This window comes from Parvularculales bacterium (assembly GCA_036881865.1).
Lineage (GTDB): Bacteria > Pseudomonadota > Alphaproteobacteria > JAPOUT01 > JBAJNM01 > JBAJNM01.
In genome coordinates, this window is the sequence record JBAJNM010000078.1 from 1 (window position 1) to 11,504 (window position 11,504).

General features: G+C 43.1%; 23 protein-coding genes. 17 read left to right on the plus strand and 6 right to left on the minus strand.

Going from position 1 to position 11,504, the window contains the following annotated elements; all coding sequences use genetic code 11:
• From V6Z81_10765 to V6Z81_10790, 6 genes are all read right to left on the minus strand, one after another.
• A partial coding sequence (locus tag V6Z81_10765; GenBank protein ID MEG9862948.1) for a hypothetical protein occupies window positions 1-191 on the minus strand: 191 nt, incomplete at its 3' end.
• A gap of 516 nt (window positions 192-707) precedes the next feature.
• On the minus strand, window positions 708-896 hold the full coding sequence (locus V6Z81_10770) for a hypothetical protein (GenBank protein MEG9862949.1): 189 nt from the start codon (window positions 894-896) through the stop codon (window positions 708-710).
• Between the two features lie 65 nt (window positions 897-961).
• Window positions 962-1,417, minus strand: a complete 456-nt coding sequence (locus V6Z81_10775) for a hypothetical protein (GenBank protein ID MEG9862950.1) — start codon at window positions 1,415-1,417, stop codon at window positions 962-964.
• 61 nt (window positions 1,418-1,478) lie between these two features.
• Window positions 1,479-1,694: a helix-turn-helix transcriptional regulator gene (locus tag V6Z81_10780; GenBank protein ID MEG9862951.1), complete on the minus strand. Its 216-nt coding sequence runs from the start codon at window positions 1,692-1,694 to the stop codon at window positions 1,479-1,481.
• Complete coding sequence (locus tag V6Z81_10785; GenBank protein ID MEG9862952.1) at window positions 1,681-3,474, minus strand: DNA polymerase; 1,794 nt, start codon at window positions 3,472-3,474, stop codon at window positions 1,681-1,683. The genes V6Z81_10780 and V6Z81_10785 overlap by 14 nt, the downstream gene beginning before the upstream one ends.
• Window positions 3,475-3,483: 9 nt before the next feature.
• Window positions 3,484-4,134, minus strand: coding sequence for a hypothetical protein (locus V6Z81_10790; GenBank protein ID MEG9862953.1), 651 nt, complete (start codon window positions 4,132-4,134; stop codon window positions 3,484-3,486).
• Window positions 4,135-4,339: 205 nt separating this feature from the next.
• Here V6Z81_10790 and V6Z81_10795 point away from each other — a divergent pair, with 205 nt between their 5' ends.
• From V6Z81_10795 to V6Z81_10875, 17 genes are all read left to right on the plus strand, one after another.
• Complete coding sequence (locus V6Z81_10795) at window positions 4,340-5,125, plus strand: hypothetical protein (GenBank protein MEG9862954.1); 786 nt, start codon at window positions 4,340-4,342, stop codon at window positions 5,123-5,125.
• Window positions 5,118-5,678 carry a hypothetical protein gene (locus tag V6Z81_10800; protein MEG9862955.1) on the plus strand — a complete coding sequence of 187 codons (561 nt, stop codon included), beginning with the start codon at window positions 5,118-5,120 and terminating at the stop codon, window positions 5,676-5,678. Before V6Z81_10795 ends, V6Z81_10800 begins: the two co-directional genes overlap by 8 nt.
• A complete protein-coding gene (locus V6Z81_10805) occupies window positions 5,671-5,841 on the plus strand; it encodes a hypothetical protein (GenBank protein ID MEG9862956.1) in 171 nt (56 codons plus the stop codon). The genes V6Z81_10800 and V6Z81_10805 overlap by 8 nt, the downstream gene beginning before the upstream one ends.
• Before the next feature lie 272 nt (window positions 5,842-6,113).
• Window positions 6,114-6,923 (plus strand): major capsid protein P2, encoded by an 810-nt coding sequence (locus V6Z81_10810; GenBank protein ID MEG9862957.1) that lies wholly within the window; start codon window positions 6,114-6,116, stop codon window positions 6,921-6,923.
• 64 nt (window positions 6,924-6,987) lie between these two features.
• Entirely contained in the window at window positions 6,988-7,377 is a 390-nt protein-coding gene (locus V6Z81_10815; GenBank protein MEG9862958.1) for a hypothetical protein, read from the plus strand.
• Window positions 7,378-7,384: 7 nt separating this feature from the next.
• Window positions 7,385-7,546 carry a hypothetical protein gene (locus V6Z81_10820; protein ID MEG9862959.1) on the plus strand — a complete coding sequence of 54 codons (162 nt, stop codon included), beginning with the start codon at window positions 7,385-7,387 and terminating at the stop codon, window positions 7,544-7,546.
• Window position 7,547: 1 nt separating this feature from the next.
• Window positions 7,548-7,736, plus strand: coding sequence for a hypothetical protein (locus V6Z81_10825; GenBank protein ID MEG9862960.1), 189 nt, complete (start codon window positions 7,548-7,550; stop codon window positions 7,734-7,736).
• Window positions 7,727-8,092 (plus strand): hypothetical protein, encoded by a 366-nt coding sequence (locus V6Z81_10830; GenBank protein ID MEG9862961.1) that lies wholly within the window; start codon window positions 7,727-7,729, stop codon window positions 8,090-8,092. Before V6Z81_10825 ends, V6Z81_10830 begins: the two co-directional genes overlap by 10 nt.
• 1 nt (window position 8,093) lies before the next feature.
• Window positions 8,094-8,504, plus strand: a complete 411-nt coding sequence (locus tag V6Z81_10835) for a hypothetical protein (GenBank protein ID MEG9862962.1) — start codon at window positions 8,094-8,096, stop codon at window positions 8,502-8,504.
• A gap of 12 nt (window positions 8,505-8,516) precedes the next feature.
• Complete coding sequence (locus V6Z81_10840) at window positions 8,517-9,083, plus strand: hypothetical protein (protein MEG9862963.1); 567 nt, start codon at window positions 8,517-8,519, stop codon at window positions 9,081-9,083.
• A gap of 1 nt (window position 9,084) precedes the next feature.
• Complete coding sequence (locus V6Z81_10845) at window positions 9,085-9,399, plus strand: hypothetical protein (protein ID MEG9862964.1); 315 nt, start codon at window positions 9,085-9,087, stop codon at window positions 9,397-9,399.
• Entirely contained in the window at window positions 9,399-9,824 is a 426-nt protein-coding gene (locus V6Z81_10850) for a hypothetical protein (protein ID MEG9862965.1), read from the plus strand. Before V6Z81_10845 ends, V6Z81_10850 begins: the two co-directional genes overlap by 1 nt.
• Window positions 9,825-9,826: 2 nt before the next feature.
• A complete protein-coding gene (locus V6Z81_10855; protein ID MEG9862966.1) occupies window positions 9,827-10,348 on the plus strand; it encodes a hypothetical protein in 522 nt (173 codons plus the stop codon).
• Window positions 10,341-10,493, plus strand: coding sequence for a hypothetical protein (locus tag V6Z81_10860; GenBank protein ID MEG9862967.1), 153 nt, complete (start codon window positions 10,341-10,343; stop codon window positions 10,491-10,493). The genes V6Z81_10855 and V6Z81_10860 overlap by 8 nt, the downstream gene beginning before the upstream one ends.
• A gap of 12 nt (window positions 10,494-10,505) precedes the next feature.
• Entirely contained in the window at window positions 10,506-10,673 is a 168-nt protein-coding gene (locus V6Z81_10865; protein MEG9862968.1) for a hypothetical protein, read from the plus strand.
• Window positions 10,674-10,862 carry a hypothetical protein gene (locus V6Z81_10870; protein ID MEG9862969.1) on the plus strand — a complete coding sequence of 63 codons (189 nt, stop codon included), beginning with the start codon at window positions 10,674-10,676 and terminating at the stop codon, window positions 10,860-10,862. It abuts the gene before it with no gap.
• Window positions 10,863-10,948: 86 nt separating this feature from the next.
• Window positions 10,949-11,197, plus strand: a complete 249-nt coding sequence (locus V6Z81_10875; GenBank protein MEG9862970.1) for a hypothetical protein — start codon at window positions 10,949-10,951, stop codon at window positions 11,195-11,197.
• Window positions 11,198-11,504 lie beyond the last annotated feature (307 nt).

Here is an 11,504-nt window from a genome sequence, read left to right on the forward strand (position 1 = left end):
ATGTATGAGATTGTGTTACCGCGTATGCGACCCACAATAACCTCGCCGCACTGATTAGTAAATTCTTTCTTTTTCCCAAACGTTATTTTTTCGTCTGGGAAATACTCTTTAATCCAAGCCTTAGCCGCAGTAATGCTGCCACAAGTTCTTTTATAGACCATTTTCTTTTTGATCTTAATGTACACTTTCATTATCAATCTCCCGTCGGATTATTCCGACATTCTGGCTCTTGTAAAATAAGCGAATGCTCTTCGCCTAAATACTCAATTGGTGCAGAGCATTCCCCGCACCCATAAAAAACAGGATATTCGCCATCGTCACAAACAGGCGGTGAAACCTGACGGCTAACGAACAATATCACCTTTCCGTGTTCGCATCTCATGTTTACGCACCCCTTTTTCTTTTAATTTTTTCCTAAACCGCCTGTAATATATTCCTTGCCACATCCTATGAACATTTTGCACCGGCTCGCGATTGCCCTCATTATCGCGCACAATTCTTCGAGGGCCTCCCCCAGCCATTATTCGAACCTGCAAAGGGGGTCTAAAACGCACTCCCAAATCTGAAAAGAACCCATAACTATAACGGCGATTAAAGTGGCCACCATAAACGCGACAAGGCAAACGCACAAAATAATCATTAAAGACTTACACAACTCAAGCAGCCAAATAATCCAATCAAAGAAATCTCTTTCATACCACCAATATTTACGCCTCATCTTTCATGCCCTCCTGATCAACAAGGGATTGCAATTTATATTGCACACATTCCGCCTCGTACTTTATAAGTAGTAACCGTTTCTTAGTTGACAATGCGCCACCGCCAGTAAGCGAAATAATTTTAGCTTGCATATGGTGCACTTCTTGAAGCAATTTAATAGCGTCCGCATTTAACATAATATTTTCCTCAATAAAAAAAGGCGGTAAGTGTCGCCACGAACCGCCTTTCTTTACAGGGTTAATTACTTGTCCTTAGCTGGCTTTTCAACTTTGCCCGGTTTTGGCAGGGCCATAGTGACGCTGGATGCCAGACGCTCAAGAGGGTCGTCCTGCTGAGCTTCTACCAGCGGTTGCGCCAGATACACATAACCAGTTGCAGCGGTTTCATCCAGCTGGATTTTGATATCGAAAGCAAATTCCACGGACTCATTTTCCGCCATCGCCGCGACTACCAGATCAGAAGCCACTTCAGGCAGCAAACATTTTGCGGAATGGAACTCTTCGCCGGTAATGATATTGATTGCACGGAACTTGCCCTTGAAGGCGATCCAATCACCGAAATCGCTTGTGCCTGACTGCTGCCCAGTGGCAATGCCCATAACGCGCATAATTGCACCTTCAGTAACGTCACCAGCTTTTACCATAGCTTTCAGGTTGCCAACAACAGTCTTAACAGTCAGTTTTTTGATCAGGTTCATTTTCGTATTTCCTTCTGGTTTAAAAAAAATTTTTTTCTTTCTTTAAGAAAGTGAGTTAATTTTAATCTTCTTCTTTTACGATTGCAAGCGTCACATGCAAAGAATCGCAAATTTTTTTCAAAGTTTCTTTGTCAAAATATGTACCCTTTTCGAAGCGATACAAAGTTGATGGGCTAACGCCGCACTTTTTTGCGAACTTGCGAACGGAGAACCCTTGGCGTATGCGTTCATTCTGCAACAATCTCGCGAGTTTTTGTGTCTGGTCAATTTCCTGCATTGATTCTTTCCCCAAATTTGTCGAACAGTTTTGTATGTTTTCCAGCGCCGAGAATGCGCTGCATATATTCAGTCTCGCCAGTAAGCTTAAAGTTGGGCGCATGTGAATGGCTTTCGACACTCTGCCCCATGGCGAGGTTTTTAATTTCTTCAGGACTTAATTGTACACCTTTACAGGCTTTTTTAAGAGGAATAATTTCTCCCTTCTTATATAAGCCGTCGTCGTGGTCTTTTAAAGCGGGGCCATACATTGTGTAAAGTTTTTTCCCGGCTATATAAGCCTCGGTTCCGGTAGCTTCTAAATCCCATGCGCCAAGCTCGGTAGGGTGCAGCCTGACGCCACGTAGCTTTTCACACATGAGGGAATCAGTATCGCAATAGATAGGCCGCTCGGCATTTACAATGGCTTCTAAAAGGCAAGCCCTTGCGGCGCTGGTAATAGAAGCCGCAACGCTCACATCAAAAAACTTTTCTACAGGTGCAGGTTTTCGCCAGATTTCCATGTCCCCGTAATCCGCATAAAGCGCCCAAGCATTTATCATGCGATAAGGAGGGCCAACAAAATCATGGCCAAAATCTACAGGCATAATTTCAAGGGAATACGGCCTTTCCTCATACCCTTCGATATCGACAATAACCCAATCAAAATAATTGCGCGGATTTTGACCAAATTTGCCATATGCAGAATTGAGCAAAAGCTTAGCGAATAATTCGCCAATTTTGTCGCCCTTTTCTTTAGCCTCTATTTTGTCAGTTATAAACTCATCCACATAAGCAGAAAAATTTATAGTATCTTGGGGTATGTACAATTCGTGAATTTCTTCTATTTCGAATAGCCCATACTTAAGGGCTATTTTTAATTCGTGGCTACAAGCATTAAAAGTGCCGCGTTTACATTCGAAATCAAGAGAACCATCTTTGGCACGTGTGGGGATCGCGCCGTTATTTTTTCCAGTAACCTTAATGAAATAAGGCTTATAAGAATTACGCAATAACTCGCCAGTGGCATAATTAATGTGCGATTCGAACTCACTAACGACCCTAAAATAATCACCGACAAAATGCTCATAATTTCGCATGACATCCGGGTACATAGAATTGACGTCATAAATGAGTAAATCTTTTTCACTTTTTATTTCCCCAGTTTCAAAGCATTGAACGCGACCACCATAATAGAAGGGCCTAAATATTTCATCGTGTGCATTAGTTGTGCGGTCAAATGGACAACGTTTTTTAAGCTCTTTTATAGCCGTTCCACCAATTGTTAAATTGTCGCCAAACCTTTCCCAGAAAGCGACGACTAAATCTAACAGGAAAATACAATCATCTTTTAAGTAGTCAAGAATTTCGCGTTTATGGTTTTCGCGACTTTCTTCTTCAAAAGTGTCGTAATCAATTTCGGTTTTTTGATAGGCCGCAAGGGGCACGGGAATTATAGCATAAGAGTCACGCAAAGTATGGCCAGCAAAACGAGCCTCAACGATGCGCCCATTTATGATCTTTATAGGGTCTTCTAATAAGCCCATTCTAAGGAGGTATACAAAATCAAATTTTCCACCATTATGAGCATAGATTACTAATCGTTGTTTTATACCACCTAAATGCATATAAAACTTTTCCAAGCAATCATCGCCCCAGAATTCTGTATATTCTATATGAGCTATTTCTTCGACGGTTTTTTGGAACGCCAACCCGCAGCAAAATGGTCGCGGTTCACGGCCATATAAGAACGGGTCGGTTTCAATGTCCCACGTCGCGATCAATCTTTTTTCACGCGGCATTTTAGCACCTCAATCGTTTATATATACGAGAGTCATTTTTGATAGCAATTCGTCGCGACTTAATAAGTCATCTTTCGGTTGCCATTTTGTCAGGTAATTCATTAGCTCCTGATATGAGTTAACAGGAAGGTTCACAGAAAACGGGTTGTTAGACCCTATTTTTACGGATACAAACATGTTGGGCATTAATTTGCGCGTTTCCATGGCTTTTTCTATGTCGGCAAAAATATTACCCGCTTTGGAGTACAATTTTTCCCGGCTAGTTTTTCCTCTGGATTTACGAACAATTTCTACCCGAGTTTCCCCGTTTTTTAATTTTCGTGATTTTATAGATACGCTTTTATATCTATCCTTTCCTATCCAAACTTTGTTGCCAAAAGTTTTGTATCCGGCTTTTTTTAATTCCGCCGAAACTTTTTTGGAAACTGTTCGTGTTACGTATTCTTTTTTTCTCCCTGTAGATTTTGACGCTTTCGGCTCAATTACTGAGCGGTAATCCGCCCACTTCTTAGTAATAGAAGCTTTTTGCTGAGGGGTAAGTTTTTTCCGTAGGTCAAAATTTATAATTCCAGATTGCTTCAATTTTTTAGCGTGATCTTTATAAATTTTGTCTGCTGAAATTGTCGCGGGTTTCGCTTTTCCGCTTTTTAATTTCCGCATTTTAATATACCCTGTATTTACTATGTGTAAAAAACCAGAAAAAAAAGAAATTCCGGTAATTGTCGGGCTACTTATCTTGGCTTTCCGCTTTGGATGGCACAGGAAAATAGCCGCGTACATTTTTTGGGGTAAAATTTATTTTTTCATTTTTTCCACCTTATTAATTTTGTGTTTTTTAAAATTTTTAATTTTTGGAGCCTGACCAATGGAAATTGATGCAGCCACCGCAGACACCCATGATACAGCAGATCTGCCAGAGCGGCAAGATGCTGACACCGTTAATATAGACGATCACACAGATAGCCAGGGCACCGCTGACGACTTTTTCGAAATGGCCTTGCCGCCAGTCACTCAGGAAGAAGGCGGCTATATAGACGACGAGCCAGAGCCAGAACCGGAAGACCCTTCTAAAAATGATAACGATTTGCGGGAAGATTACACACCTGCAATAGAAGAGTATCGCGGCGTCAAGGATGAGAAGGGTAATCCTTTTGATCCGGCGCTACACGTTTTTCCGCCTGAAAAAACCGCTGGCGGAAAGTGGCGTAGAATCCCTAAAAAAGAACGCGACAAAAGATTAACCACCGGCCAGACTTCAGAAGGTATTGAAGCGCCAGAGTCAAATGCGAGCAATCGTTTGGACGCTCAAAAAATGGCCGCGATGTATGCGGGTTTACACTCTTCTATTTATGGAGTAGAAAATGCGCGTCCAAATCCAGCATACTTTAATGACCTTACCGACTCTATAGAACAGTACTTCAACGAACACGGCTCAATTGAACTTCCTGCGAGCGTCCAATTGATAATGTCGGCTGGCCTTTACTCTCATGAAATTTCTACGCGTGAAAGCAACATTCAAAAAACCAGAAATTTAATTGGTGGGATATTCGGTAAAATAAAAGGACTTTTTAAGCGCAAAGAAAAGAAAGTAGATGAGCTTAAGAAAAACGCTGAAGATTCTGCAACTAAAAAGGAAGAAGATAATGCATAACATAATTGTCGGGGCATCTTTTAGCGGCAAAACTAATTTGGCAAAATTCTTCGCAAATCAGGCCCATAAAAAGGGTGAAGATATTTTAGTGTTTGACCCCCGCAAATCTGGCGGTTGGCCCGATGGTGCTAAAAAGTATTCTAGCCCCGAAAAGTTTTTAAATGATTTCTGGAAGCTTGAAAAGCACCATGTTTTTATTGATGAGGCTAAAGTGCTTTTTGACTTCGATATAAAAGGCGCTGAAAAAATTGCTTATCAAGGGCGCCACAATGGACACCTTGTTTACTTTATCGGTCAACGCGCAATGTCCATGATCCCCCCAAATGCCAGAAATCAATGTGGAAAAGTTTTTGCATTTAAACAAAGCAAAAAAGATTCCGATACTTTGGCCGATGAATATAACGACATTTTATCGCAATGCGTTACGCTCAAAAAAGTACATTTTATTTTTTCTGACGGGTTTGCTTGTGGCAAGGCTAAATTAGTTTTCGAAACTAAAGAAAATGATTCAATTCAAAAACCCCCTAAAATTGAGGTATTAAAAAATGAATAAAAAATTAATTCTTGGCGGAATTGCAGTGGCCGCAACTATTGGCGCTTTTTTATTTTCAAAAAATGAAAAAAGTGATAATAATGACGATGTAATTCCACCGGAAGAAACGCCGGGAAACGTAGACGAGGTTGAAAACGACGATGGCCAAACAGCTCCTGAATAAAAAATTTATTATGACGGTGGTTGTTACTACAACGCTTTCGACGGTTTTAACCGAGTTAATTTTAAAGCCATATATTCAAAAGGTAAAAAACTCATGAAACTGAGCATGAAAAACGTACTGACTACCGGCGTCATTGCACTGGCCGCAGTTGCCGTCGCTTATCGCGTCGCCCCGGTGAAAGATTTTATCACTGATGATTCCGGCTGGTTTTAATCAGCCGGGTTAATCCCATTTTCTGACTATTTGATAATACGGTCAAAAAGGAAACAAAAATGAAAACGACACGGCGTATGCCCTCTTTCGAATCGGTTTCTGGCGGCGCAACTGCAACGCTGCGCATGCCTATCGGTTTGACGTATCACCAGCTGCTGATTAATTACAGCGGTATTACCCTCGCCCAAATGGACGAAATTCGCCTTATCGCTAACGGTCAGCTTGTGCGCCGTTATACTTCTGGCGAACAGCTGGACAATATTAACCAGTTTCAGGGCCGCGCCGCTGCCAACGGTATTCTGATCTTCGATTTTGAGCGCTACGGGCTTAACACCCGCGCCGCTCGCGAATTGACCGCTTTTGGCACCGGTGTTGAGCAGGACCCGCAGCGCGTTACAACGCTGACTTTGGAAATCGACATTAACAGCGCTGCAACTTCGCCGGTTCTGTCTGCCGAAGCCATCCAGAGTAATGCGACCGTTTTGGGCGCTATTAATCTGGTTCGTAATTTCAGCTACAACGCGCCTTCGGTCGGCGAGTATGAAATCAGCGATCTGCCGAAAGGTAATCTGATTAATCAGGCACGCTTTGAAAACGCTAACATTAGCAAGATCAAAGTTGAGCGTAATAACTACATCATTTTTGAGCGTTCTAAAGCTGAAAATGATCTGATCCAATCAGACGGCAAGCGTGTGCCAACTGCAGCGGCCTACGTTATCGACCCGACAGAAGTTGGCGACGGTGCTGAAGGTTTAGCAACCCGAAATGTGCAGGGTCAGGTAGTGCAAGATTTGCGCTTTGTTTTGACCATGAGCGCGGCGGGCGATGTGCCGCTTTGTGTTGACTACATCGGCGGCCTGTCAGGTTAAGGCCTGATTTATTTAACCAAAAAGGGCGGCCCGGTTGCCGCCCTTTTTTGTAGAGGTTTTAAGCATGGATAATTTTTTCGAATTGGAGCAACGTTATCAGGGTAATACTATTACTCAGGATGTTAGCCCAGACGACGGCTTTTTTGGCCCCATTTCCCGTGGCTGGGACGAGCTAACGTCTAGCATCGGCAATGCGCTTGGTGGCTTTATCGATTACGCTGGCGAAACCGCAAACGGTATTATTACTGACCGTTTGGATTACGAACGCGCTCGCAATCGTAACGAATATTTTAATGACCTTAATCCTGATCAGGATACAAGCGTCGTTAATGAGCAAAGCGAGGGTCAATATCAGCAAACAGTTGACCGCGCTTTAAATGGTTATTTAACACCTACTAATATCGCTATCGGTTCTGCGGTTATTTTGGGTGTTGTTTTGCTGCTGCGAAAATAGGTGATTTATGCCATTGGTTCCAATCGCAATCATAGCAGTGGCTTCTTTAGCAATCGGCGGCGGCGCTTATGCTGCCGGAGAAGGGGCTGAAAAAATAACTAAGTCGGCAGTGGTATTAACTGGCAGTTATTTGGCCGTTAAATATTTGATGAAAAAAAAGGTGGTTTAGTATGGGCCCGGGCGGTGGATATTCAGCAACAGGCGGAACAGCGTCTACAGGAGACCAGTTTAACCGTGGCGGTAACGTAACGCCAACGGTTAGTTTTGGTGGATACAATCAAGCGTCAAAAAATTACGGCCTTTATGCCCTTTTGGCGGTTGGTGGTTTTTTATTCGCTAAGAGTCAGAAATGGATTTAATAGAATCTAAATGGACTCGCGAAATCGAGCGTCGCATAGGTGACACTATGGGCGCTGATTTCGAGAGGAATAAAAACGACGTTATTAACGGTCAATCAGTATTACTTTGCAGCGACGAATTAATACTAATTTACCGCAATGATTTTGATTGTTGTGTTTTAGTGCTTTTAAAAGGTAAAAATCCAGAGTCTGCAATTGATAAGTTTTATAAAACCGCTAAAAGCCTTTATTATACAAACATAAGGTTTTATTCTGTGCGGGGAAAAGCGCTTTGCAGAATGTTTAAAAAATACTCGCCATATTATAGCGGCAAATGCTATAACGGATTTTACGAGTATATTATAGAGGTCAAATGATATGTCAGGCGGCGGCAAAAGCTCACAAAAATCTACCACCACAACAACGACTACTACGGAGACGGCAAACGTCCAAGGAATTGAGGGGACAGCTGCGGTTGTCAGTGGCGGCAGTACTTTAAACGTTACGGACGGCGGTATTGTTGAAGATTCTTTAGCGGCTGCGGTTCGCATTGCTAATGAGAGCCTCGATACCGTTGTTGAGGGCGTCGATACTGTTGGCGATGTTTTCGCCGCCGCTTTAGATTTCGGCGGGGATGCCTTGGATGCAGTTGCCCAAACAGCAGCTGACAGTATCACCGCACAAAATAGCGCCATTCGTAGCGATTCGGCCGAAACTACTGAAAAGGCCATTAAATACTTGGCAATTGCTGGCGGTGTTATTGGCGTCGCATATTACTTACGTAAATAAGGAACCAGATTCATGATTAAAGATTATCCGATTGTTGGGCTTATTTCTGGCTCATCCCAGCGCCCAACCGTTAAAGGTAATGTCATTACCTATAAATCAGCAAGCGCCGATTTGCCCGTAAAAGTTCGGGCACTTGGGGAGCAAGAAAACACCGTTATTAATGTCGAACTTTTGCCCGGCGAGCGCGTATTTTCAGATGAAGGTTTTGAGCGAATCATTTTTGAGACTGAAAGCACTTCAGCAGTTGATTGTGTTTTTGCTATCGGTACTGATCCCCTCGAATCTGACCGTGTAAACGGTAAGCTCGAAATCGCACCGGCGAGTGGTGATATTAATGCTCTGGATCAGTTCGAAGTTGCGGCGACTCCCGCCGTTCAAACTATCCCTGAAAATCTCTCGCGTAAAACATTGGAAATTTTGACCGACGTTAGTAATGCTGGTGTGATTTGGGTTGGCGGCGCTGCTGGAAAAGGTATCCCCTTAATTGGCGGTGCGGCTATGCAAATTAATAGCACCTCACAAGTAGATTTTTTGGGCACCAACGCGGGCGATAAATTTTATGCTTTAGAGGTAGAATGATATGTCGATTACTCCACCGGGCTTAACCGCCGAGCAAAAAGCAAAAGTTAATGGTATTGGAAATTTAAACGGAATAGGCCAGACTGCGACGCTTTGTTTGGCTAGCGGGGGAGCCGGGATAAATCCCGGACAAACTTACAGCGGCTCAGCGTTGCGTTATAACGGAGCCGTCACATCATCGCCTAGTTTTAGTTCCACTTTGCGGACGTGTAACAATGGTATAACGCCGCAAGGAACGTGGCGCGCTACTTGTGACTCTGATAATGGTTATGGCGGTAATTATCGCGCTATGGGCACTTTTGTGAGGATTGATTAATGTTTGAAGGTAAGATAAAAAACCCGCGATATAATGACGAAAATAAAACCGTTATTTCTTTTGAGTTTAACCACTCAGAATTCGGATGGATTCCATCATCTTTAAATGTGGGTGATGGATGTGAATATCCTGAGCGCTGTGAATACATTATGGAAAATATGGATATTATGCCATATATAGCCCCTGAGCCGGTTGAGCCTACCGAATACGAGCGCAAATTAATGGGCGTCGAATTTCAGGGCGTTATGTGCTCTGCAACTAAGGAGGATATGTGGGGTTTGGCTTCCGTAAAAGATTGGGTTAAATCCGGGGCCGTTGTACCGTTTAAATTCGATAACGGCAATACGCTTGTTTTAACTAACGAAAATTACGAGGCGTTTCAGGCGGTTTGGATTCCGTTTCGCGCATCGTTTTTTCAGGCGTAGTTATGAATATTAAAAAGGTCGTGGGTTTGGGCATTCTTTTGATTGTCCTTACCTACGGCTATAAAACCGGGGAAAGGGTTATGACCAGAAAAGAGTTAAATCATTTTACACCATCCGAGTTTGGTGTTTGGTGGCCGTTCATGTCTAATGATTTATTAGAAAAACTGGACGAGTTACGCGAACGGTGGGGGAAGGTAATTAATGTTTCCCCCGCCGCAGGTGGAATTGGACGGCATGGTGGCGATGCAACGACACAGCATAATGTTGACCTTTACGGCGAAGTGCGAGCTGTTGATATTTTCCCGTCTGGTTTAAACGGTAATAATGTCGATCAATTTTACCAGCTAGCAAAAGACGTGGGCTTTACAGGTATTGGTGTTTACGCCGATACTCAGTATGCAGGAAAGCCGCATGTTATGTTCCACGTTGATGTGCGGAAAGACCGCCAACCCGGTAGCCCCGCTAAGTGGGGACGGATTGCCGGAAATTATGTTTCTCTCGAAAAGGTATTAGGCCATGTCTGATAAAACTTTTTACTTTGCTGCCGGGGCGATTGGTGGTATTGTAATTGGGCACTATATGAGTGCCAAAAAAGCGAACCCACCAATGCAGGAAGAAGGCGTCCTTGATAGCCTTTCCGCTTGGTGGGAAAAACAGTGGAATCACTAAGGGGATAAAACCATGTGGGATTTTCTTAAAAAACGTTTGTCTGAGCCGTCAACTTATGTCGCCATTGGGGCGGCTGCTTTGGGTCTTCCGCCAGAAGTAGCGCCTCTTTTGATGGGCGATGTTAACGCCGGTTTACTTCCAATTTTGGCCGGTGCTGTAATGGCCGAAAAAGGTAAGTAATTGCTCGATCTGGGGGCATTATCAGAAGCGCTTTCCGCTGGGGGCGATGGCGCAATGATTTTTGTTGCCTATGTCCTTTATCAGCAAAACAAGCGCCTGAATATGCACGGAAAGCACATTGCGAGAAATAGGCGAATGATTCGCGATATTGTATTGAGAATAGCCCCCAATAAAACGCACTTTAAATAGTGCAGTTTTTGCCCCGAAAGTTTCTGGTTTGCTTTCGGGGTTTTTTATGTGTTAAAATAATGGTTCAAACCAGAAGGAGAAATACCATGTCAGATATGAACGAATTGCACAGCCCGGAAGAAGCGCAAGAAGTTATTCAGGGTTTGAGTGATGTAATGACGATGGAGCAATTGATTGCCCGCGTTAATGCAAATATCGAAACTCAAACTCTTGTTAATGCAAAAGTGCATGAGTTGCTCACTAATATGGGCCTTGAAATTGACGCGCTTAAAGCGGATAATTCGACTCTTTATAAAGAGTTGGAAAAGTGTCTTAAAAATTCACATTCTGAGTGAGGATCGTATCATGAATTGTTCAGAGGAAAGATTGTGCTTAGTTTATCATGGAACTGCTGTGTTCAATTTTTCATTATGGGAAGCCATTACAATGGACACCAAATCACGCGTTGCCAAGGCTATGAACAAATTTGGTATTAGCCTTACTGATGAAAACTTAAAATTATACTTGTTTGATTCAGAACGTAAAGAGTGGTTCGAAATTGAGAAACCATGTTGGCTATAATCCCCACCTTAAAAACAACCGCCTCATTGAAGGCGGTTTTTTTGTGCCCGGAAAACGTGACGGGGGGGTACGCATCTCCCC